Source organism: Streptomyces sp. NPDC046821, from assembly GCF_040645335.1.
Classification (GTDB): Bacteria; Actinomycetota; Actinomycetes; order Streptomycetales; family Streptomycetaceae; genus Streptomyces.
In genome coordinates this window covers 99,191-120,561 of record NZ_JBEYYB010000017.1, presented here as the reverse complement: position 1 = coordinate 120,561, position 21,371 = coordinate 99,191, and the positions used below count along the sequence as shown (strand labels likewise).

The 21,371-nt window shown below is 70.8% G+C and carries 26 protein-coding genes and 1 riboswitch; of the genes, 12 read left to right on the top strand and 14 right to left on the bottom strand.

Annotated elements, in window-relative coordinates:
• Positions 1-112 precede the first annotated feature (112 nt).
• On the top strand, positions 113-1,273 hold the full coding sequence (locus tag ABZ893_RS31155) for an 8-amino-7-oxononanoate synthase (RefSeq protein ID WP_361410512.1): 1,161 nt from the start codon (positions 113-115) through the stop codon (positions 1,271-1,273).
• Here the strand turns inward: ABZ893_RS31155 and ABZ893_RS31150 are convergent.
• Together ABZ893_RS31150 and ABZ893_RS31145 are read right to left on the bottom strand one after the other, a co-directional pair.
• Positions 1,257-1,493, bottom strand: a complete 237-nt coding sequence (locus tag ABZ893_RS31150; RefSeq protein WP_361410509.1) for a DUF397 domain-containing protein — start codon at positions 1,491-1,493, stop codon at positions 1,257-1,259. The genes ABZ893_RS31155 and ABZ893_RS31150 overlap by 17 nt on opposite strands.
• 19 nt (positions 1,494-1,512) lie before the next feature.
• The gene (locus tag ABZ893_RS31145) at positions 1,513-2,388 is read right to left on the bottom strand and encodes a helix-turn-helix transcriptional regulator (protein ID WP_361410506.1); all 876 of its coding nucleotides are present in this window, start codon (positions 2,386-2,388) and stop codon (positions 1,513-1,515) included.
• 300 nt (positions 2,389-2,688) lie between these two features.
• On the opposite strand from ABZ893_RS31145, the gene ABZ893_RS31140 reads away from it, so the two are divergent.
• Positions 2,689-3,135 (top strand): ATP-binding protein, encoded by a 447-nt coding sequence (locus tag ABZ893_RS31140; RefSeq protein ID WP_361410503.1) that lies wholly within the window; start codon positions 2,689-2,691, stop codon positions 3,133-3,135.
• Here the strand turns inward: ABZ893_RS31140 and ABZ893_RS31135 are convergent.
• The 5 genes from ABZ893_RS31135 to ABZ893_RS31115 all read right to left on the bottom strand — a co-directional run bounded on the left by ABZ893_RS31135 (position 3,124) and on the right by ABZ893_RS31115 (position 6,290).
• Positions 3,124-3,684, bottom strand: a complete 561-nt coding sequence (locus ABZ893_RS31135) for a DUF6328 family protein (RefSeq protein WP_361410501.1) — start codon at positions 3,682-3,684, stop codon at positions 3,124-3,126. The genes ABZ893_RS31140 and ABZ893_RS31135 overlap by 12 nt on opposite strands.
• A gap of 93 nt (positions 3,685-3,777) precedes the next feature.
• Positions 3,778-4,251: a C40 family peptidase gene (locus ABZ893_RS31130; RefSeq protein WP_361410498.1), complete on the bottom strand. Its 474-nt coding sequence runs from the start codon at positions 4,249-4,251 to the stop codon at positions 3,778-3,780.
• A gap of 3 nt (positions 4,252-4,254) precedes the next feature.
• Positions 4,255-4,424: riboswitch (cyclic di-AMP (ydaO/yuaA leader) on the bottom strand.
• Positions 4,425-4,813: 389 nt separating this feature from the next.
• Positions 4,814-5,122, bottom strand: coding sequence for a hypothetical protein (locus ABZ893_RS31125; protein WP_361410495.1), 309 nt, complete (start codon positions 5,120-5,122; stop codon positions 4,814-4,816).
• A gap of 7 nt (positions 5,123-5,129) precedes the next feature.
• A complete protein-coding gene (locus tag ABZ893_RS31120) occupies positions 5,130-5,756 on the bottom strand; it encodes an ATP-dependent Clp protease proteolytic subunit (RefSeq protein ID WP_361410492.1) in 627 nt (208 codons plus the stop codon).
• Positions 5,757-5,918: 162 nt separating this feature from the next.
• The gene (locus ABZ893_RS31115) at positions 5,919-6,290 is read right to left on the bottom strand and encodes a hypothetical protein (protein ID WP_361410489.1); all 372 of its coding nucleotides are present in this window, start codon (positions 6,288-6,290) and stop codon (positions 5,919-5,921) included.
• A 377-nt stretch (positions 6,291-6,667) separates the two neighbouring features.
• Between ABZ893_RS31115 and ABZ893_RS31110 the strand changes: the two genes are divergently transcribed.
• The 8 genes from ABZ893_RS31110 (at position 6,668) to ABZ893_RS31075 (ending at position 13,822) form a co-directional block, all read left to right on the top strand.
• Positions 6,668-6,946, top strand: coding sequence for a type II toxin-antitoxin system Phd/YefM family antitoxin (locus tag ABZ893_RS31110; RefSeq protein ID WP_361410486.1), 279 nt, complete (start codon positions 6,668-6,670; stop codon positions 6,944-6,946).
• Positions 6,947-7,450: 504 nt separating this feature from the next.
• Positions 7,451-7,753 carry an urease subunit gamma gene (locus tag ABZ893_RS31105; protein WP_361410598.1) on the top strand — a complete coding sequence of 101 codons (303 nt, stop codon included), beginning with the start codon at positions 7,451-7,453 and terminating at the stop codon, positions 7,751-7,753.
• A gap of 14 nt (positions 7,754-7,767) precedes the next feature.
• Complete coding sequence (locus ABZ893_RS31100) at positions 7,768-8,079, top strand: urease subunit beta (protein WP_361410483.1); 312 nt, start codon at positions 7,768-7,770, stop codon at positions 8,077-8,079.
• A complete protein-coding gene (locus ABZ893_RS31095) occupies positions 8,072-9,793 on the top strand; it encodes an urease subunit alpha (protein WP_361410480.1) in 1,722 nt (573 codons plus the stop codon). The genes ABZ893_RS31100 and ABZ893_RS31095 overlap by 8 nt, the downstream gene beginning before the upstream one ends.
• A gap of 40 nt (positions 9,794-9,833) precedes the next feature.
• Entirely contained in the window at positions 9,834-10,508 is a 675-nt protein-coding gene (locus ABZ893_RS31090; RefSeq protein WP_361410476.1) for an urease accessory UreF family protein, read from the top strand.
• 60 nt (positions 10,509-10,568) lie between these two features.
• On the top strand, positions 10,569-11,246 hold the full coding sequence (gene ureG, locus ABZ893_RS31085) for an urease accessory protein UreG (protein WP_361410473.1): 678 nt from the start codon (positions 10,569-10,571) through the stop codon (positions 11,244-11,246).
• Entirely contained in the window at positions 11,243-11,998 is a 756-nt protein-coding gene (locus ABZ893_RS31080) for an urease accessory protein UreD (protein WP_361410595.1), read from the top strand. Before ureG ends, ABZ893_RS31080 begins: the two co-directional genes overlap by 4 nt.
• A 261-nt stretch (positions 11,999-12,259) precedes the next feature.
• Positions 12,260-13,822 carry an alpha/beta hydrolase gene (locus ABZ893_RS31075; protein WP_361410470.1) on the top strand — a complete coding sequence of 521 codons (1,563 nt, stop codon included), beginning with the start codon at positions 12,260-12,262 and terminating at the stop codon, positions 13,820-13,822.
• 86 nt (positions 13,823-13,908) lie between these two features.
• Here the strand turns inward: ABZ893_RS31075 and ABZ893_RS31070 are convergent, their stop codons facing one another.
• Positions 13,909-14,646: a lysophospholipid acyltransferase family protein gene (locus ABZ893_RS31070; protein ID WP_361410467.1), complete on the bottom strand. Its 738-nt coding sequence runs from the start codon at positions 14,644-14,646 to the stop codon at positions 13,909-13,911.
• 187 nt (positions 14,647-14,833) lie between these two features.
• Between ABZ893_RS31070 and ABZ893_RS31065 the strand changes: the two genes are divergently transcribed.
• Positions 14,834-15,229 (top strand): SSI family serine proteinase inhibitor, encoded by a 396-nt coding sequence (locus ABZ893_RS31065; RefSeq protein WP_361410464.1) that lies wholly within the window; start codon positions 14,834-14,836, stop codon positions 15,227-15,229.
• A 43-nt stretch (positions 15,230-15,272) separates the two neighbouring features.
• Here the strand turns inward: ABZ893_RS31065 and ABZ893_RS31060 are convergent, their stop codons facing one another.
• The 5 genes from ABZ893_RS31060 to ABZ893_RS31040 all read right to left on the bottom strand — a co-directional run bounded on the left by ABZ893_RS31060 (position 15,273) and on the right by ABZ893_RS31040 (position 19,733).
• Positions 15,273-15,431, bottom strand: coding sequence for a hypothetical protein (locus ABZ893_RS31060; RefSeq protein WP_361410461.1), 159 nt, complete (start codon positions 15,429-15,431; stop codon positions 15,273-15,275).
• Between the two features lie 84 nt (positions 15,432-15,515).
• Positions 15,516-16,466, bottom strand: a complete 951-nt coding sequence (locus ABZ893_RS31055) for a cytochrome c oxidase assembly protein (RefSeq protein WP_361410458.1) — start codon at positions 16,464-16,466, stop codon at positions 15,516-15,518.
• Between the two features lie 105 nt (positions 16,467-16,571).
• A complete protein-coding gene (locus ABZ893_RS31050; protein ID WP_361410455.1) occupies positions 16,572-17,597 on the bottom strand; it encodes a 6-phosphofructokinase in 1,026 nt (341 codons plus the stop codon).
• 143 nt (positions 17,598-17,740) lie between these two features.
• Positions 17,741-18,469 carry a glutamine amidotransferase gene (locus tag ABZ893_RS31045; protein ID WP_361410452.1) on the bottom strand — a complete coding sequence of 243 codons (729 nt, stop codon included), beginning with the start codon at positions 18,467-18,469 and terminating at the stop codon, positions 17,741-17,743.
• A 25-nt stretch (positions 18,470-18,494) separates the two neighbouring features.
• Positions 18,495-19,733, bottom strand: a complete 1,239-nt coding sequence (locus ABZ893_RS31040; RefSeq protein ID WP_361410449.1) for a MurT ligase domain-containing protein — start codon at positions 19,731-19,733, stop codon at positions 18,495-18,497.
• A 140-nt stretch (positions 19,734-19,873) separates the two neighbouring features.
• Between ABZ893_RS31040 and def the strand changes: the two genes are divergently transcribed.
• Positions 19,874-20,434, top strand: coding sequence for a peptide deformylase (gene def, locus ABZ893_RS31035; protein ID WP_361410446.1), 561 nt, complete (start codon positions 19,874-19,876; stop codon positions 20,432-20,434).
• A 112-nt stretch (positions 20,435-20,546) separates the two neighbouring features.
• Here def and ABZ893_RS31030 read toward each other — a convergent pair whose 3' ends face one another.
• A complete protein-coding gene (locus ABZ893_RS31030) occupies positions 20,547-21,227 on the bottom strand; it encodes a TetR family transcriptional regulator (protein WP_361410444.1) in 681 nt (226 codons plus the stop codon).
• Positions 21,228-21,371: the final 144 nt, after the last annotated feature.

Sequence of the window (21,371 nt, the reverse complement as noted above, 5' to 3'; positions counted from 1 at the left end):
ACGGCCGGATATGCGGCTAGTGTCTGTGAACTGCCTACAAAGACGCAGCGCACACGACGCAGCACACCCCACTCGAGAACCGGTCGCGGGGCGGCCGGGCGGAGGGACGGACATGGCGGGATCGCCGTTCGGCTGGATCGACGAGCAGGAACGCGGGCGGCGCGCCGCGGGACTCGTCCGCACGCTGCGCCCCCGCCCGGCCGAGAGTCCCCTTCTCGACCTCGCGAGCAACGACTACCTCGGCCTCACCCGCCACCCCGAGATCACCCAGGGGGCGGCGGACGCGGCGCTGCGCTGGGGCGGCGGCGCCACCGGCTCGCGCCTCGTCACGGGCACCACGCAGCTGCACGCGGAACTGGAGCGCGAGCTCGCCGACTTCTGCGGCTTCGAGTCGGCCCTCGTCCTGTCGTCGGGGTACGCGGCCAATCTCGCCGCCACGACGGCGCTCGCCCCGCACGGCTCCCTGATCGTCTCGGACGCGAGCAACCACGCCTCCCTCATCGACGGCTGCCGGCTCGCGCGCGGCGCGACGCAGGTCGTCCCGCACGCCGACCCCGAGGCCGTACGCAAGGCGCTCGACGGGCATGACGGGCCGGCCGTGGTCGTGTCGGACTCTGTTTTCTCCGTCGACGGGGACATGGCTCCGCTGGCTCAACTCGCCGGAGCGGCAAGGGAGTTCGGGGCCGGGCTGATCATCGACGACGCGCACGGGCTCGGTGTGCTCGGGGACGGCGGCCGGGGCGCGCCGTACGCGGCGGGGCTCGCCGGCGCCGACGACACCGTCGTCACGGTCACCCTCTCCAAGTCGTTCGGCAGCCAGGGCGGCGCTGTGCTCGGCCCCGCCAAGGTGATCGACCACCTCGTGAACACCGCGCGGACGTTCATCTTCGACACCGGCCTCGCGCCCGCGGCGGCCGGGGCCGCGCTCGCCGCCCTGCGCCTGCTGCGCCGCGAACCCGAGCGCGCCGCGCGCGCCCGCGCCGTGGCACGCGGCCTGCACGAACTCCTCACGGCCGAAGGCCTCCAGGCCGTACGCCCGGACGCCGCGGTCGTCTCCGTACGGGCGCCCTCGCCGGACGAGGCCGTGCGGTGGGCGGCGGACTGCCGCGAGGCGGGCCTCGCGGTCGGCTGCTTCCGTCCGCCGTCCGTGCCGGACGGCATCTCGCGGCTGCGGCTGACCGCCCGCGGCGACCTGACCGACGATCAGATCACCGAGGCCGTACGCGTGATCAGCCGCACCGCTCCCGACTCGGCGTTCACCGCAGCAGGCTGAGGAACCCTTCCCAGGCGGAGGGCGAGAACAGCAGGGCGGGCCCGGCCGTGCGCTTGGAGTCGCGCACGGCGAACAGCCCCGCCGTGGGGCCCGAACTCAGGGGCGCCGTCTCGACGCAGTTGTTCATTCCGGTACTGCGACTGCTCCGCCGCCATGGCGCGTCGTGCAGGGCCGTGCTGGGAACCGCGGTGGATGGGGCGTACCGACGTCGTGCGGACATGGTGCCTCCTGACCTGCGTTCACTGTCCGGAGGCGCGGTGCGCTCCGGCGATCCCGGCGATGAAGTCCAACGAGTCCTCGGGCGAAAGAGCGAGATCTTGAAGGGAGTCGAAGGCGTCCGAGTACGCCCTGAGGTCTTCTTTCCGCTCCAGATAGAGGCTACTCGTCAAATGGTCGAGAACTACCACGTCAAGATCAGAAGTGTTCGGAAAAGAGAACACGACGAAAGGCCCGGTCAGTCCGACATGTTCCCCGGCGGAGAACGGCAGGACCTGAATCCGTACGTGCGGCAGCCGCGCCACGGCCGCGAGATGACGCAGCTGCTCCAGCATCACCAGCGGACCGCCCACCCGGCGCCGCAGCACCGCCTCGTCGAGCACCGCGCTGAGCCTGATCGGCGACGCCGAACGCAGCACGTCCTGCCGCGCGATCCGCACCTCGACCAGCGCGTCCAGCTGGCCCTCCGGCAGCCCGTCGACCGCCGCCCGGGTCACCGCGCGCGCATAGTTCGGGGTCTGGAGGAGACCCGGCACGACCGACGTCTCGACGGTCCTGACCCGGCACGCCTGCGACTCCAGGCTGATGAAATCCCGGTACGCGGGCGGCAGAAGACTCCGGTAAGGGTGCCACCAGTCCTGGCCGCCGCTCCCGTCCTCCGACCCGGCCAGCGCGATCAGGAGATCCCGTAAGGACGCGTCCGAGACCTCGAACGCGTCCAGCAGGAGACGGACGTCCGACGCCTTCACGCCGCTGCGTCCCGTCTCGATACGGCTCACCTTCGACTGGTGCCAGCCGACCAGCCGGGCGGCCTCGCCACTGGTGAGCCCCGCGCGGGCGCGCAACCCGCGCAACTCGGCGCCGAGCCTGCGGCGTCGCACCGCCGGACCCTGTCTCATCGCGTCTCCTCGACTGCCCGCCTCACGGACCGGTTCCTCCGGCCCCACGCACCGGCTCCTTCCGGCCCGGCGGATCGATGTTCTGAGCAGACGGTAGAGGAAGCCGGCGACGTACGCCCAAATGCGGTCCGCCGCCCGAGAGTTCACCGCATCGAGCGACAGATATATGCATATCTCCGGGGATCGGCACCAATGGCCCCGCCGGAGTGGCAGTCTGGCGCGAAGCACCGGTCCGGGGGCGCCTCAGGTCATCCGCCATGTGTCGGATTCGGGCCCCGGCACGAAAGGGACGACGTCGCCATGGCAGATCACCAGGAAGCATCCGTCACTCTGCCGAGCGATCCCGCCTCGGTCTCAACGGCCCGCACCTACGTGAGCGACGTACTCGTCGAGTGGGGAATGCCGCGCGAGGCGGAAGCGGCCGACACCGTCCGGCTCATCGTCTCCGAACTCGCCACCAACGCCGTGATGCACACCAGGGGCGAGTCGCCCACCTTCACCGTCGACCTCCATCTGGAGCGTGACGAGCAGCTGCGCATCGGCGTCACCGACAGCCACCCGCGCTTCCCCAAGCGGCTGCCGGCCGCCGTCCAGCAGGACAACGGGCGCGGCATGGTGATCATCCGCTGGCTGGCCGCCGAGTGCGGCGGAAGCCTGTCGGTCACACCCACCGCCGAAGGCGGCAAGACGGTGTGGATCGCCCTGCCCTGGACGGTCCCCGTACCGCAGGCCGGACTACTGCCGTGAGCGGGACTCCAGCTCCTCCTGGGCGCGGATGACCGAGCGCCGCACGAGACGCGGCAGCACCTCCCACAGGCCCGCCAGGACCACGAACGTGCTCGCCGCCGCCGCGATGCCCGCGGTGGGCCCCGCGGCGACCGACACGGCGAGCAGCACCGAACCGGTCAGGGCGAACATCAGCACGGCCAGGCCGGCCCCGGTGAACCACGACGACATCTGGACGAGCAGCGGCTTGGCGTGGTGCCGGAACAGCACCCGGTGCAACGCCGCCGGCGCCGTGAACAGCGCGGCGGCGAGGACGGCGAGCAGCAGCGTCGCGATGTAGGTGGACTGCTGCCACTCCTCGAGCGACGGGAACCGCGCGCTGAACACGATCGTCAGCAGGAAGGCGAACAGGATCTGGACGCCCGTCTGGGTGACCCGCACTTCCTGGAGCAGCTCGGAGAAGTTCCGGTCCGCGCGTTGCAGCGGCGTCTCGTGCCGGTCCTGGCCCGCGTCCGCGGGGCCCGGCTCGCGCTGCGACGGCTCGTCGCCGGGGGGTCGGTCCTGTTCCATACGACCACGAGTACCCCATGGCGCGGATTCAGGCGGCGCGGGGCGGGCGGGGACGGCCTGGACGACTGTCTCCGCCCGCCCCCTTTCGGCGCCCTAGCCGACGCGTCCGTACCAGACGCTGTCCGACCAGATCCGCTCCAGCTTCACCACCTGTCCGGTTCTCGGCGAGTGCCAGATCTTTCCCTTCCCGGCGTAGATGCCGACGTGGTAGACGTACCCGCCCGAATGGAAGAACACTAGGTCACCGCGCTGACGATGCGCGGCGGAGATATGGCGGGTCTTGTTGTACTGCTGTGCGGCGGTGCGTGGCAGGGTTTTGCCCGCCCGCTTGAACGAGTAGGCCGTCAGGCCCGAACAGTCGAAACTGCGTGGCCCCGAGCCGCCCCACACGTAGGGGCTGCCCGCCTTGGAGGCCGCGATCTGGAGTGCCTTCGTCGCCAGTGGTGCCGCGGCCGCTTCGGCCGAGGCTCCCGGGACCATGACGCTGCCACCCGCTACGGCGAGGGTGAGGGCCGAGGCGGTGCCGGCCCGGGTCAGCAGCGACGGGACACGATTGAGCGTGATCATGCGCAACCCTTCGTCAGCCGCCTGTGAAGGATGACCTGTCGGATTCGGGCTGGCGAAGTTGCCCGGCCGCGGTGTGCGGCTTCACCCCAAGGACCGGTCCGGAGAACTGCTCCGGCGGCCCGTCGTGCTCGGGTCCTCCACTCCTGCCGATCCACTTCCGTCGACCTGGCATCCGCGCGGCGGCAGGACTCGGCGTCCGCCCGGACCGCCCCGCCGTGGTGGCGGGGGCTTGTCGTCGCCATGGATCCTCACGCACGAAGAGCGGGAATGCCGACCCGAACCGGCGTTTCGTGAGGGTCCTCACGACTGGCCTGAATGGGTGGACAACACCCTTTTACGCAATTACGTGAAGTTCCCAACGGAGCCCGCACCAGCACCGGAACGCCAGATCTCGCGCTCCGTTCACGCATTCACCGCAAGTCTTGCGGTACCGAAAAAAGGGGCATTTCTACGCCGTACGTGGGTAGCTCTTCTGGCCCGTTTCGGCTAGGGAAACCGGATGCCGTGAACGAGGGCTTCCGACTCGGGGTCAGGAACGACCGTCCTCGTCCCGGACATGCCGTCAAATGACCGGCTCCGGCGGCACGGTGACCCTCTGTGTCCTCCTCTCTCCGTCGAGGATCCGCAGAGCCTGGGCCAGTGTCGTCGCGTGGACCTCGCTCTCGCCGCGCTGGTGCATGACCGTCAGGGCGTCTCTGAGAGCGGTGGCTTTGCCGACCAGGGCCTGCGCGGCCCGGAGTCCGCCGTACGTGTGGCCGCTGAGCGCCGGGTTGATCCGGCCCAGCAGGTCGACCACTTCCAGGTAGCTGTCAAGGAGTTCGCACTCGGCGCGGGTCAGCGCGGGCAGCGGGAGTGGTTCGGGCGGGAGCATCGCGGGCTCACCTGGTGCCGGGGGTGGCGTTGCGGTTCTCGACGACGCGGTCCACGAGCCCGTACTCCACGGCGTCCTGGGCGCGCAGGATCGTGTCCCGCTCGATGTCGGCGCCGACGCGCTCGCGGCTCTGCCCGGTGTGCCGCGCGAGCAGTTCCTCCAGCTGGGCGCGCATACGCACAAGTTCGCGGGCCTGGATCTCCAGGTCGGTCGGCTGGCCCTGCGCGGGCTCGGGCAGTTCGGGCTGGCGCAGCAGCACCCGCGCCCCGGGCAGCACGGCCCGCTTCCCCGGTGTCCCGGCGGCCAACAGCACGGCGGCCGCCGACGAGGCCTGACCCAGGCAGATGGTCTCGATGTCACAGGAGACGAACTGCATCGTGTCGTAGATCGCCGTCATCGCACTGAACGAGCCGCCGGGGGAGTTGATGTACAGCGAGATGTCCCGGTCCGGCGCGGCGTATTCGAGGTGCATGAACTGCGCCATCACGTCGTTCGCCGAGATGTCGTCGACCGGGGTCCCGAGCAGGACGATCCGTTCCTCCAGGAGCTTCCCGTACGGGTCGTAGGTGTGGACCCCGGCCGAGGTGCGCTCGGTGAACTCGGGCAGGACGTGACGGGCGGAAGGTCGGTACATCGTGCGTGCCTCCGTGAGCGCGGAAATCTGTCACTGACGTCTCTCTGTAAAAAATGTACAGGACGTACGGTCTTGCGGGAACCGAAAAAGGGAGCCGGCCACGCGTCCGAGACGCGTGGCCGGCTCCCTTCCTGGTCGGCTTCCGGTGCCGTGCGGGGCGGCCTACCGGCCGTCGCCGTCGCCGTGGTCGTCCTGGCGGGACATGCGCAGCGCCAGGTGCTGCAGAAGGTCGGCGGTCGTGATGTCGGTCCGGCCCGAGTCGTGCACCTCGGCGAGCTCGGAGAACAGGAAGGCGAACGCGCCCACCAGGGAGATCGTCACCGGCATCAGCGCCGCGATGGTCGCCTCGGCCGCCTCCTCGACGCTCGCCTCGGCCGGGATCTCGATGGAGGGGAACACCTCCGTCACGAGCCGCCCGAGCTGGGACTCGGCGGTGTCGATGTCGGGCTCCTCGTTCTGGCTGAGCCTGCGCACCATTTCCTGGGTCTCGGTCAGGACGCCGATCGCACGCAAGATGATCTCGCTCTGTTCCATGCGCGGGAGCCTAGGGCCTGTCCGGCGGATCATGCCGGGCGCGCGGGGTCTGGCACGCACCAGACGCCGCCCGGCCCGCCCTCCGGGCGGACGACGGGAATTTGACGACAGGCCCTGAGCGCAACTGCCGCAACCCCCCCTACGCGTACCCCGCCCCGGGCGCTGTTCCGGGGCGGGGCGGTGTCGATTCGCGCAAGCAGCCGTGCGGCACGAACAGTTGACGTCCCGACGCTACGCGCCGCCACTGACAACGGCGGGGGTGCGCCGCGGCGGGGCGGTCACCTGCGGGTTGCCCGCCTGTCACGCACCGTGCCAGGCGGGTTGCCCCCTCGTCACGCACCGTGCCCGCGCCGGGCCCCCGGTTTAAGCTGGAGGACATGGCCTACGAGATTCCGGTGACGCAAGCCCGCGCTGAGCTCGCCGATCTGATCAACCGCGTCGTGTACGGCGGCGAGCGCGTCGTCGTCACGCGGCACGGCAAGCCGCTCGTCGCGCTCGTCTCCGCCGCCGATCTCGAACGCCTCGAGGCCATGGGTGACCCGGACGACGAGCAAGTGATCAGCTCCGTCTCGCGTATCGGCTCGGCGTCGTCCACGGCGGACGAGCACCGCCGCTTCGGCATCGCGGCGGAACACCGGGGCCCGGAGACCCGGTAGGCCCCGCCCCCCCGAACCATCCGCGCCCCGCCGCACCATGTGGCGGGGCGCAGTCGTATTCCGGCCACGGCTGACCTTCGTAAGTGGTCGCAAGTGGGCGCCCTGCGCGAAAAGTTGAGGCCTCGGTTCAGGGGGCTCGCGGGGGACTCTCAGGGGGCGCGCCGACAACTCGCCGACGCCCGGCGGCTGTTGAGAATTGCACTCACCGTAATGGCGCGTGCGCTCGGCGTGTTCGATCGGCGAACCCGGCAGAGTCTTTGCAGAACGATCTTTTGTCCGTTCTCCGTATGGGGGAGCCCAGCGAGTGGTCATGAGCCGGTCAAGGTCTGGTTAACCCATCTGAAACTCCTTCCAACTAGCCTGCCGTGCACGTCACCAGGGGTTTTCGTAGCCGAGGTGCGCACTCTCGTGCGCATTTCTTGTGTGTTACATCTTTATCCGCCGCGGTGGCCGCGGCAGCCGGACCCCGCATGGTCCGGCATGAAGGACTGTGAGGTGGCAGCTGTGCAACTGACCCCGCACGAGCAGGAGAGACTGCTCATTCATGTGGCTGCGGACGTGGCTGAGAAGCGTCGTGGCCGGGGTCTGAAGCTCAACCATCCCGAGGCGATCGCGCTCATCACGTCGCACATCCTCGAAGGCGCCCGGGACGGCCGGACCGTCGCGGAGCTGATGGCCTCGGGACGCAAGGTGCTCACGCGCGACGACGTCATGGACGGCATTTCCGAGCTGATCCACGACGTCCAGGTCGAGGCGACCTTCCCGGACGGCACCAAGCTCGTCACCGTCCACGAGCCGATCGTCTGACGGGGGAGACCGCCATGATTCCCGGAGAGATCCTGTTCGCGGACGAGCCCGTCGTGTTCAACGAGGGCCGCGAGGTCACCCGTCTGACCGTGCTCAACGCCGCCGACCGGCCCGTCCAGGTCGGCTCCCACTACCACTTCGCCGAGGCCAACCCCGGTCTGGAGTTCGACCGCGCCGCCGCGCGCGGTCTGCGGCTCAACGTCGCCGCGGGCACCGCCGTGCGCTTCGAGCCCGGCATCCCTGTCGACATCGAACTCGTGCCTCTGGCCGGCCGGCGCATCGTCCCCGGCCTGCGGGGCGAGACCGGAGGTCCCCTCGATGGCTGAACTGTCCCGCGCCGCCTACGCCGACCTGTACGGCCCCACCACCGGCGACCGCATCCGCCTCGCGGACACCGACCTGCTGATCGAGATCGAGGAGGACCGCTCCGGCGGCCCCGGACGCTCCGGTGACGAGTCCGTCTTCGGCGGCGGCAAGGTCATCCGCGAGTCCATGGGCCAGTCGTGCGTCACACGCGCAGAAGGCGCCCCCGACACCGTCATCACCGGTGCCGTGATCATCGACCACTGGGGCATCGTCAAGGCCGACATCGGCATCCGTGACGGCCGTATCACCGCGATCGGCAAGTCCGGCAACCCCGACACGATGGACGGCGTCCACCCCGACCTCGTCATCGGCCCGGAGACCGAGATCCTCTCGGGCAACGGCAAGATCGTCACCGCGGGCGCCATCGACACCCACATCCACTTCATCTCGCCGACCATCGTCGACGAGGCGCTCGCCTCCGGCGTCACCACGCTCATCGGCGGCGGCACCGGACCGGCCGAGGGCTCCAAGGCGACCACGATCACCCCGGGTTCGTGGCACCTTGCCCGCATGTTCGAGGCGATGGAGTCGAGCCCGGTCAACATCGGCTTCCTCGGCAAGGGCAACACCACGTCCGCCGAGTCCATGCACGCCCAACTGCGCGCCGGCGCCGTCAGTTTCAAGATTCACGAGGACTGGGGCGCGACGCCCGCCGTCATCGACGCCTGCCTGAACGTCTGCGAGGACACCGGCGCCCAGCTCGCCGTCCACACGGACACCCTCAACGAGGCGGGCTTCGTCGGCGCCACCTTCGACGCCGTGGCCGGCCGCACCCTGCACGCCTTCCACGTCGAGGGCGCGGGCGGCGGACACGCGCCCGACATGATCACGGCCGTCTCGCTGCCGAACATGCTGCCGAGCTCGACCAACCCGACGCGGCCGCACACCGTCAACACCGTCGAGGAGCACCTCGACATGCTGATGGTCTGTCACCACCTCAACCCGGCCGTCCCCGAGGACCTCGCCTTCGCCGAGTCCCGCATCCGGCCCACCACCATCGCGGCCGAGGACATCCTCCACGACATCGGCGCCATCTCGATCATGTCGTCGGACTCCCAGGCGATGGGCCGCGTCGGCGAGGTCATCATGCGGACCTGGCAGACCGCGCACGTCATGAAGCGCCGTCGCGGCTTCCTGCCCGGCGACACCCGAGCCGACAACCAGCGCGCCCGCCGCTATGTCGCCAAGTACACGATCAACGCGGCCGTCGCCCAGGGCGTCGACCACGAGATCGGCTCGGTAGAACCCGGCAAGCTCGCCGACCTCGTCCTGTGGGACCCCCGCTTCTTCGGCGCCAAGCCGCAGGTCGTCCTCAAGGGCGGCCAGATCGCCTACGCGCAGATGGGCGACGCCAACGCGTCCATCCCCACGCCGCAGCCGGTCCTGCCCCGCCCCATGTTCGGCGCCCACGGCCGCGCCCCCGCCTCGAACTCCTTCTTCTACGTCACCCAGACCGCTCTGGACGACGGGCTGCCCGAACGCCTCGGCCTGGGACGGGAGTTCGTGCCGATCCGCTCGACCCGGGGACGGACCAAGGCCGACATGCGGCAGAACGACGCGCTGCCGCGGGTCGAGGTCGCCCCCGACAGCTTCGCCGTCACCATCGACGGCGAACTCGTCGAGCCCGCACCCGCCGCCGAACTGCCGGTCGCCCAGCGGTACTTCCTGTTCTGACGGGCCGCCGGGCCGATCAGTTGAGCCGAGAAGAAGAGTCATGACACGAGCCGCACTCCTCGTCCTGGCCGACGGCCGCTTCCCCGCCGGAGGGCACGCCCACTCCGGCGGGGCGGAGGCCGCCGTCAAGGCGGGACGTATCACCGGAGCGGCGAGCCTGGAGGACTTCTGCCGGGGACGCCTGTACACCACGGGTCTGGTGTCGGCGTCCCTGGCGGCCGCCGCCGCGCTCGGGGCCGACCCCGTCGCCCTCGACGCTGCCGCGGACGCCCGTACCCCGTCGCCCGCACTGCGCACCGCCGCCCGCCGACTCGGCAGGCAGCTCATGCGCGCGGCGCGCGCGGCCTGGCCGCACCCCGAACTCGACGCGCTGGCAAGGGAGTTCCCGAAGGGCGCGCACCAGCCGATCGTCCTCGGCCTCGCCGCGCGGGCAGCCGGGCTCGGTGCCGCCGACGCCGCGTACTGCTCCGCGTACGAGACCGTGAGCGGGCCCGCCACGGCGGTGGTCCGGCTGCTGAGCCTCGACCCGTTCGACGCGACGGCCGGGCTGGCGCGGCTCGCGGAGGACATCGACCGCGTCGCCTCCGACGCGGCGGAGGCAGCGGCCCGAGCAGTCGCCGACGGGCTGGACGTTCTGCCCGCCGCGTCCGCACCGCTTCTCGAGGTCGGAGCCGAGGCCCACGCAGCGTGGGCGGTCCGGCTGTTCGCGTCCTGAGCCGCAGCGCCGCGAAGCCCTGGCGACGCCCGACCTCCCCCCACTATCTGGAGTAACACCATGCACCTCGACCACTCCCACGACGGCCCCGCTGCCGTCAGCGCTGACGCTCACCGTCCCGACGGGACCCGTCGCGCCCTGCGTATCGGGCTCGGCGGGCCCGTCGGGTCCGGTAAGACCGCGACCGTCGCCGCGCTGTGCCGCGCGCTGCGCGACGAGCTGTCCCTCGCCGTCGTCACGAACGACATCTACACGCGGGAGGACGCCGAGTTCCTGCTGCGCGAAGCCGTGCTGCCGCCCGAGCGGATCACCGCCGTGGAGACCGGCGCCTGCCCGCACACCGCCATCCGCGACGACATCTCCGCCAACCTGGAGGCCGTCGAGGACCTGGAGGACGAGGTCGGGCCGCTCGACCTGATCCTCGTCGAGTCCGGCGGCGACAACCTGACGGCGACGTTCTCGCGCGGTCTCGTCGACGCGCAGGTCTTCGTCATCGACGTCGCCGGTGGCGACGACATCCCGCGCAAGGGCGGCCCCGGCGTCACCACCGCCGACCTGCTCGTCATCAACAAGACGGACCTCGCCCCGCACGTCGGCTCCGACCTCGCGCGGATGTCCGCCGACGCCAAGGCCCAGCGCGACCGACTCCCCGTCATCCTCCAGTCGTTGCGTTCCGAAGGCGGAGTGGGCCAGGTCGCGGACTGGGTGCGCGCACAGCTCTCCGCGTGGACGGCATGACCGCGGGCGTACGCTCCACGGCCCGCATCACGGCGAGCGACAACGGGCGGGGCGGCACCGCCCTGCCCGTCCTCGAAGCCGAAGGCTCGCTCGCCCTGCGGCGGATCCGTTCCGTCGGCCCCGACGCGCGCGTGGTGCTCGTCGGGGCGATGAGCGGGCCGCTCGGCGGCGACCACATGACCGTGGAAGCGCACGCGACGCCCGGCGCCCGCCTGCGTATCGGGTCGGTCGCAGCGACGATCGCCCTGCCGGGACAGGCGAAGGGCGAGGCGCGTTACGACGTCCGCCTCACGGTCGACGACGGGGCCGAACTGCTGTGGCTGCCCGAGCAGTTGATCTCCGCGTGCGAGAGCGACCTCCGGGTCACCACACGCGCCGACCTCGCCCCGGACGCCCGCCTCGTGCTGCGCGAGGAGCAGGTGCTCGGACGTACGGGGGAGGACCCGGGCCGGCTGACGAGCAGGCTCACCGTCCACCGTGCGGGCCGGCCCCTGCTCGACCAGGAACTGGCCTGCGGTCCGGGCGCACCCGGCGGCTGGGACGGCCCGGCCGTGCTCGCCGGGCACCGGGCGCTCGGCCAGCTCGTCGTCGCACGGCCCGAGTTCGAGAAGGAGCGGCCGCAGCCCGCGATGCTCGGGGAGAATGCCGCCCTGACGCCGCTCGCCGGGCCGGCGGTGCTGGTCACGGCGGTCGCGCCGGACGCGCTGCGGCTGCGCGGCACGCTCGACGACGCGCTGAGGCGGCTTACTTGAGCGAAGACTGCGGGCGCCGGCAACGAAAAGTCCGCAGGGCGCCCCGGCACGAATAGACCGTAGGCACCCATTCCGCTTACCGGGACGTACGCACCGTTTATCGGATTGGTAAAGAACGTCAACCGCGTCTGTTGTCAGGGACCTCACAGACGCAAGGATCCCCGTACTGATCGAGAACCCGATCGAAGTATTGGTCGAATCGATGTACGGAGGCCTCAGTTGAGACGGACTCGGCTTACCAGTCGAAGCAGCCGGACGGCGGTGATCGGCTCCGCCGGAACCCTGGTGGCGGCGACCCTCATAGCGGGAGCGCTGGCGGCACCCGCCGCCAGCGCGAACGCCCGGCCCGGCCAGGACAGTGAGGCCCGCGGCGCGGCCGTCGCCGCGGCCCGCGCCGCCCAGGCCGGTATCGACTGGAAGGACTGCCCCGCCGACTGGGGCATCGCCTCGCCCATCCAGTGCGGCTGGGTCACGGTGCCGCTCGACTACGCGCACCCGGACGGCAAGCAGATCAAGCTCGCCGTCGACCGCATCGGCTCCACCGGCACGCCGGAGGAGCGCCAGGGCGCCCTCGTCTACAACCCCGGCGGCCCCGGCGGCTCCGGTATGCGCTTCCCGACCCGCGTCACCGGCAAGAACCCGCTGTGGACCAAGACGTCCAAGGCGTACGACTTCGTGGGCTTCGACCCGCGCGGCGTCGGCCACTCCGCGCCCATCTCCTGCGTGGACCCGCAGGAGTTCGTCAAGGCGCCCAAGGCCGACCCGGTCCCCGACTCCGAGGCCGACAAGCTCGCCCAGCGCAAGCTCGCCAAGGAGTACGCGGACGGCTGCGCCGAGCGCAGCGGCGACATGCTCCCGCAGATGACCACTCCGAACACCGCGCGCGACCTCGACGTCATCCGCGCCGCCCTCGGCGAGAAGAAGCTCAACTACCTGGGCGTCTCCTACGGCACCTACCTGGGCGCCGTCTACGGCACCCTCTTCCCGGGCCACGTCCGCCGCATGGTCGTCGACAGCGTCGTCGACCCGGCCAAGGACAACATCTGGTACCAGGCCAACCTCAACCAGGACGTCGCCTTCGAGGGCCGCTGGAAGGACTGGCAGGACTGGGTCGCCAAGAACGACGCCACCTACCACCTCGGCGACACCCGCGACAAGGTCCAGAAGCAGTGGGAGACCCTGCGCGCCGCCGCGAAGAAGAGCCCGCTGGGCGGCGTCGTCGGCCCCGCCGAGCTGATCGGCTTCTTCCAGAGCGCCCCGTACTACGACTCCCAGTGGGCGCCCATCGCCCGCGTGTGGAGCAAGTACGTCGCCGGTGACACCCAGGCCCTCATCGACGCCGCGTCCCCCGACATGTCGGACACCGCAGGGAACGCGTCCTCCGAGAACGGCAACGCCGTCTACACCGCCGTCGAGTGCGCCGACGCCAAGTGGCCCACGAACTGGCAGCGCTGGGACCGCGACAACACCCGTCTGAACAAGGACTATCCGTTCATGACGTGGGCGAACGCGTGGATGAACCTGCCGTGCGCCACCTGGCCCGCCAAGCAGCAGACCCCCGTGAACGTGAAGACCGGCGAGGGCCTGCCCGCCGTCCTCATCGTCCAGTCCACCCGCGACGCCGCCACCCCGTACCAGGGCGCCGTCACGCTGCACCAGCGCTTCAAGGGCTCCCGCCTGATCACCGAGAAGGACGCGGGCTCGCACGGTGTCACCGGCCTGACCAACCCGTGCATCAACGACCGGGTCGACACCTACCTGCTCACCGGCAAGACGGACAGCGAGGACGTCACCTGCGCCCCGCACGCCACGCCGAAGCCGTGACCATCGGCTGACACGAACGGTGCCCGGCCCCTCAACCAGGGGCCGGGCACCGTTCGTGTCGTTCACGCTCCAGCGGCGTACGCGCCTCAGCGCCCAGGTATCCGAGGGAACTTCCGCTCCTTCTCCTTGGCTTTCTCCTTGGCCTTCTCCGCCTCCGCCGCCTTGACCACGGCCGCGTACTCGTCCACGTACTCCTGGCCGGACAGGCCGAGGATCGCGTACATGATCTCGTCCGTGACCGCGCGGAGGATCGCCTTCTCGCCCTCCATGCCCTCGTAGCGCGAGAAGTCCAGGGGCTCGCCGAAGCGGATCGTCACCCGGCGGAAGTTCGGGATGACCTGACCCGGAGGCTGCGCCTCGAACGTGCCGATCATCGCGCAGGGGATCACCGGGACGCCCGCCTTGAGCGCCATCGCGGCCACGCCGACCTTGCCCTTGTACAGCCGCCCGTCGTGCGAGCGCGTGCCCTCCGGATAGATCCCGAGGAGCTCGCCCTTGGAGAGGACGCCGAGGCCCTCGCGGATCGCCGCCTGGCCCGCCTCCTTGCCGGAGCGGTCCACAGGGATCTGCCCGGCACTGCGGAAGAACGCGGCCGTGAGCCGTCCCTTGAGGCCCGGCCCGGTGAAGTACTCCGCCTTCGCCAGGAACGTGATGCGCCGCTTCAGGATGGCCGGCATCAGGAAGTGGTCGGAGAACGACAGGTGATTGCCCGCGACGATCGCGGCACCCGAATCCGGAACGAACTCGAGCCCCTCGATGCGGGGCCGGAACGCCAGGCGGAGCAGGGGCCCAAGAATCACGTACTTGAGCAATCGGTAGAACATGCTGGGACCTTCCCCCGTGGACGCGGTGCTTGCGCACAGTAACCAATCGGCGGCCCCCGCGCGAGAGCCCGACCGGCCCTGACCGGGGACACCGTCCGGGGGAACGCGCAGCGCGTCGCCTCGATGGGCGTCGGGCGCGAGGGGTGCCCTGGCCTCAATCGTCCCGCACCCGGACCGGAGGTCCCGTATGCGCCCGATCCTCCTCGCCGCCGCAGCCCTCACCGCGCTCGCCGCGGCCGGCCCCGCCCACGCCGTCGACACCGACCCGCCCGCGTCCGCGCCCGGGGCGCTCGTCCTCACCGTCTCCGGGGACCAGGGCGAGTGGCAGCGCGGCGAGACGCTGCACTGCGACCCCGCGCCCTACGGACACCACCCGCACGCGGCCGAGGCCTGCGGCGCCCTCGACACGGCACAGGGGAACCTGGACGCGCTCGTCCCGTCCCAGCAGATGTGCACCCAGGTCTACGCACCCGTCACCGTGAGCGCGACCGGCACCTACCGCGGCCGCGTGATCGACTGGCACAAGACGTACGCCAACGCCTGCACGATGAACGCGTCGACCGGAGACGTCTTCCGCTTCTGAGCCCCCGGGCCACGCGCCTCGCGCAGTGCCTCGCCGTACCCCGTCAGGTGCTGCGCGACGCGGCCACCCCGATCGTGAGCAGACCGATCACGATCCAGCCGAACCACAGCCACCCGTTGCTCCCGAGCGCCACCGTGTAGGCCGTCACCGCGACGAGACCGCCGACGGTGAGCACCCCCATGGTCTTCATCGATCCGGGCATGACCCGCCTCCTCCCGGCAGCCCGGACGGCGCAGCGCCCGAACCGCGGCTGGAGACCATCGTCTCCCCGGGGCGGTGCCCGGCGCTACTGCCCGCGGGTGTTCAGCGACGCCAGATAGGCGTTGTACGCGGCCAGCTCCTGGTCACCGTCGCGGTCCGCGGCCCGGTCCTTGCGCCTCGCCTGCCGGTCCTCGGACTTCTTCCACTGGAACAGCAGCGCGAGCAGCACCAGCACCGAGGGCACCTCACTGAACGCCCACGCGATACCGCCCGCCGCCGTCTGGTCCGACAGCGCGTCGATGGCGAGCGAGGCCGGCGGGTGCATGTACGTACCGACCATCGGCCCGGACGCCATCATCAGCGCGATGCCGAAGAACGCGTGGAACGGCATCCCCGCGAACAGCTCCAGCATCCGCAGCACATAGCCCGGCCGGTGCGGGCCCGGGTCCACGCCCATGATCGGCCAGAAGAAGATCACGCCGACCGCGAGGAAGTGCACCATCATGCCGATGTGCCCGACCTTCGAGCCCATCAGGAAGTCGAAGAGCGGCGTGAAGTACAGCCCGTACAGGCTCGCGATGAACAGCGGGATCGTGAACGCCGGATGCGTGATGATCCGCATGTAGCGGCTGTGCAGGAGCGCCAGGAGCAGCTCGCGCGGGCCCTTGGCGCCGCGCCGTGCCACCGGCATCGCCCGCAGCGCGAGCGTGATCGGCGCGCCCATCAGGAGCAGGATCGGCGACAACATGCTGATCACCATGTGCTGCACCATGTGCACGCTGAACATGACCATGCCGTAGTCGTTCAGCTTGGTGCACATGACCAGCATCACGGTCAGCACACCGACGACGAACGAGATCGTGCGGCCCGTCTGCCAGCTGTCGCCGCGCCGCCGCAGCCGTACGACACCCCAGCCGTACAGGCCGAGCGCCACCAGGCACCCGATCAGGAAGAAGGGGTCAGCCGACCATTCGAGGCCCCGCCCCAGCGTGAACGGCGGCAGATCCATGGTCATGCCGTGCCCGCTGTGATCCATCCGCCGGCTCCTGATTAGTACCTGTTGCGTTGTGTCTGTCCGCACCAGAGTAGAACCGCCCCCGGCCGCGTCCGCGACCGGGGGCGGGACTCCATCGGTCGCCGGTTACAGAACGCACTCCGCCTCGGCGTACCGCTCCTGCGGAACCGTCTTCAGCGTCTCGACGGCCTCCGCGAGCGACACCGTCACGATGTCCGTGCCGCGCAGCGCCGTCATCCGCCCGAACTCGCCCCGGTGCACGGCCTCGACGGCGTGCCACCCGAACCGCGTCGCCAGCACCCTGTCGTACGCGGTCGGGGTGCCGCCGCGCTGGACGTGCCCGAGGATCACCGGACGGGCCTCCTTGCCGAGGCGCTTCTCCAGCTCACCGGAGAGCCGCGTCGCGATGCCGGCGAAGCGCTCGTGGCCGTACATGTCCGTGGCGCCCTCTTCGAATTCCATGGAGCCGGGCGCGGGCTTGGCGCCCTCGGCGGCGACCACGATGGCGAACTTCTTGCCCGCCTCGAACCGCTCGCCGACCTTCCGGGTCAGCTCCTCGATGTCGAAGGGGCGCTCCGGCACGACGATCGCGTGCGCGCCCGCGGCCATGCCCGAGTGCAGCGCGATCCAGCCGGTGTGCCGGCCCATGACCTCGACGATCAGGACGCGCTGGTGGGACTCGGCGGTCGTCTTGAGACGGTCGAGCGCCTCGGTCGCGACGCCGACGGCCGTGTCGAACCCGAACGTGACGTCCGTGACGGCGATGTCGTTGTCGATCGTCTTCGGCACACCGACGATGGGCAGGCCGCTGTCGGAAAGCAGGCGGGCCGCCTTCAGCGTGCCCTCGCCGCCGATCGGGATGATCGCGTCAAGACCGAGCTCCGCGACGTGCTCCCTGGCCCGCTCCACGCCGTCGCGCAGATGCGCGGGCTGCACCCGGGACGAGCCGAGGATCGTGCCGCCCAGGGCGAGAATGCCGCCCACCGCGTCCAGGTCGAGCTTGCGGTAGTCGCACTCCAGCAGGCCCTTCCAGCCGTCGTGGAAGCCGATGACCTCGTCACCGTGGTCGACGACGGCGCGGTGCACCACCGAACGAATCACCGCGTTCAGGCCGGGACAGTCTCCGCCGGACGTGAGGACACCAATGCGCATAGCCCCAACAACCTTTGCAACGTGGGCCGATGGCCGGACCACGTCGTCCGGCGGGATCCCCGCCACCCTACCGGCGTCAGGGGGCGGGGACGCACAGGCCGTCCGACTGCCGGACGGCCCCGCTCACTTGTGCGCAGAAGCGATCAGGCGGGCTGCTGGGCCGCCGAGATCCGCTCGTTGCGGAGCGCCTCGTACCACTGGTCGTCGACCGGCGGCAGCGCGTTCACGTCGAGGGCCAGCTTCAGCAACAGGTCCGCGATCAGCGGGTTACGGGCGAGCACGGGACCGTGCATGTACGTGCCGAACACGGTGTCGTTGAACGCGCCCTCCGTGCCGTCACCCGTGCCGTTGCCCCGGCCGATCTGCACGCGCGCGAAGGGACGAGCGGTCGGGCCGAGGTGCGTGACGCCCTGGTGGTTCTCGAAGCCGGTCAGCGGCGGGAGGCCCAACTGCGGGTCGATGTCCGCGAGTACGTCACCGACGCACCGCTCGCCCTCGCCGCGCGTGGTCACCACGTCGAGCAGGCCGAGGCCCGGCTCGCGCTCACCCAGGTCGTTGATGAACTCGTGGCCGAGGATCTGGTACCCGGCGCACACCGAGAAGACGATCGCGCCGTTGCCCACGGCCCGCTGGAGACCGCCGTCCCGGCGCAGCCGCTCGGCCGCGAGCCGCTGCGGCCGGTCCTCGCCGCCGCCGATGAGGTAGATGTCACCGGACGTCGGGATCGGCTGGTCGCTGCGGACGTCGAGACGGTGCACGTCCAGGCGCCGCTGACGGGCGCGGCGCTCCACGACGAGGGCGTTGCCCTGGTCGCCGTACGTGCTCAGGAGGTCCGGGTAGACCCAGACCAGACGAAGGCCGTTGTCGCTCATGCTCTTGAATCCTTAAGCCGGGGTCTCAGTTGCCGACGCGGCGGCGGACGTCCTGGAACGCGGTGTAGTTGGCGATCAGCTCGATCCGGCCGGGAGGCGCGGACTGCACCGCCTCGTCGACCGTGTCGCAGACCCGGAAGTCCAGGCCCGCGACCTCGAGCCGCACGGCGAGGTCGAGCTTGCGGTCGCCGATCACGAAGATCGGGTGACCCGCGAGCCGCGTGTAGTCGACGTCCCACAGCCAGGAGGTGTCGGTGCCGTCCGCACCGCGCGCGTTGACCGAGAGAATCACCGGGGTGGGCGGCGGGTCGATCAGGGAAAACGTTTCGAGCCAGCCCGCCGGGTTCTTCGCGAGCAGGAGACGAAGGTCACGGCCCTGGAACTGGACGACGTCGTAGCGGCCCGCGACGGCCTGCACCTGGTACATGCGCTCCAGGGCGACCTGGGGCGGCACACCGAAGCAGGCGGCGACGGCGGCCGACGAGGTCGCGTTCGCCTTGTTCGCGCGGCCGGGGAGCTGGAGGTGGATCGGCCAGGCCGAGCCGTGCGGGTCGAGGACGTAGTCGCCCTGGAGCGCCCAGCTGGGCGTCGGACGGCGGAAGCCGCACTCGCCGCAGTACCAGTCGTCGCCGGGGCGCTGCATCACACCGCCGCACGACGGGCAGGACCAGGCGTCGTCCTTCCACTCCTGGCCGGCGGCGACCCACACCACGTTCGGCGAGGAGGACGCGGCCCAGACGACCAGCGGGTCGTCCGCGTTCGCGATGACGACGGCCTTCGAACCGGACAGGCCCTCGCGCCACTTCTCGGCGAGCATCCGGGTCTCGGCGGCGCGGTCGAGCTGGTCGCGCGACAGGTTGAGCAGCGCGATCGCCTTGGGGGCGGTGTCGCGGGCGACGCCCGCGAGGTACTTCTCGTCGACCTCGATCACGCCGTACTTGGCGTCCGAGCCGCCGGCGAGGGCCGAGGTGATGCCCGCGGGCATGTTCGCGCCGAGCGCGTTCGATACGACGGGGCCGCTGGCGCGCAGGGCCTCCGCGATCAGCCGGGTGGTGGTGGTCTTGCCGTTCGTCGCCGAGACGAGCACCACGTCCAGATGCTGGGCGAGACGCCCGAGCAGCTCGGGGTCGAGCCTGAGCGCGACCTTGCCGCCGATCACCGATCCGCTGCCGCGGCCCGCCGCCCGCGACACCGCCGCGGCCGCCTTGCCCGCCGTGACGGCCAGCTTGGCCCGCGGAGTCAGCGGCTCCGAGTTGCCTGACATCGTTCTGGATCCTCCTTGCGTACGGTGCCGCGCCTGCCCCCGGCATCGTTTTCCGGAGCCAGCCTATCGAGATCCATTCACAGGCCGGACCTCGGCACCACCCCGGATCCGGGGCTGTACCTGACCGTACCCTTACCGCCATGCGACACGGCTCGATCCCGGGCGCCTCCGGGCGCGTACGACCCCTGACCCTGCTCGGTGATCCCGTGCTCCACACCCCTTGCGAGGAGGTGACCGATTTCGGCCCCTCGCTCGCCAAGCTCGTGCAGGACATGTTCGCCACGATGTACGCGGCCCGGGGCGTGGGCCTCGCCGCGAATCAGATCGGCGTGAACCAGCGGGTCTTCGTCTACGACTGCCCCGACGACGATGACATCCGTCACCTCGGATACGTCGTCAACCCGCGCCTCGTCGAGGCCGACGGAGTCGTCGTACGCGGCCCCGAGGGCTGCCTCTCGCTGCCGGGCCTGGAGGCGGGCACCCCGCGCTTCGACCATGTCCTCGTCGAGGGCGTCGACCTGTGGGGCAAGCCGAAGACCGTGCACGGCACGGGCTGGTTCGCGCGCTGCCTCCAGCACGAGTGCGACCACCTGGAAGGCCTCGTCTACACGGACCACGTGACGGGCTGGCGCAGGCGCAAGGTCCTGCGCCAGGCGGCACGGGCGCCGTGGGCGAAGGATGCCGCGGCGGACCGCAGCTAGAACCCCCGGCCCCCTTACGGGAGGCCCGGCCATGGAGCCCGGGCCCGGCCATGGAACCCCGCCCCCTACGGGAGCCCCGGCCGGCCCTCGGCCCCTTACGGGAGACCCCGGGTCAGAACCCCGGCCCGCCCACCTTGTCGCCCGCCAGGGACAGCCGGCCCCAGAGCAGGTCGGCGAGGCTGCGCACCAGTTCCTCGCGGGAGCAGGGGCGCTCGCCGAGCCACCAGTCGCCGGCGGCGTGCATCATGCCGACGATCCCGTGGCCCCAGACGCGGGCGAGCTGCTGCCCGCCGGCGCCGAGGTCGACGCGCTCCTCGATGACCTCCGCCAGCTCCTCGCCCATGCGGCGCAGCAGGGGAGCGGAGTGGCTGCCGACGTAGAAGCCCTGCTCGCCCGATGCCACGCTCTCCGAGACGCTCTCGGAGGGGTGCATGAGGAAGCGGTACACCTGAGGGCTCGCCTCGATCGCCGCGAGGTACGTGTCCAGAGTCGCCTCGACGCGCTGCCGGCGCTCCGCCGGGGCGTCGAGCGCGGCCCGCAGCGAGGCGAGCAGCGCGTCCGTGTGCCGCTTGGCGAGCGCGGCGTAGAGGCCGCCCTTGTCACCGAAGTGCCGGTACAGGATCGGCTTGGTGATCCCGGCCTCGGCGGCGATGGCGTTCATCGAGGCTCCGGGGCCGTCGCGGAGCACCACGCGGTCCGCGGCCTCCAGCAGCTCCCGACGCCGGCGCTCGGCGGACGTCTGCTGGTCCGCCCGCTGATCTGCCGGCTTTTCCTTGACCTGTGTGGTCTCCATGAGAGTTCTCCCGCCCCTGCGATGGCCTGACGCACGCGAAACGTAACACTCGTTCCCGGGAGGTCATCCCATGCTGTCGAACGACTGCTCGGGAGTTGACAGGGGCTACTCACGAGTAACAGACTTCGGTTACCGCAAGTAACG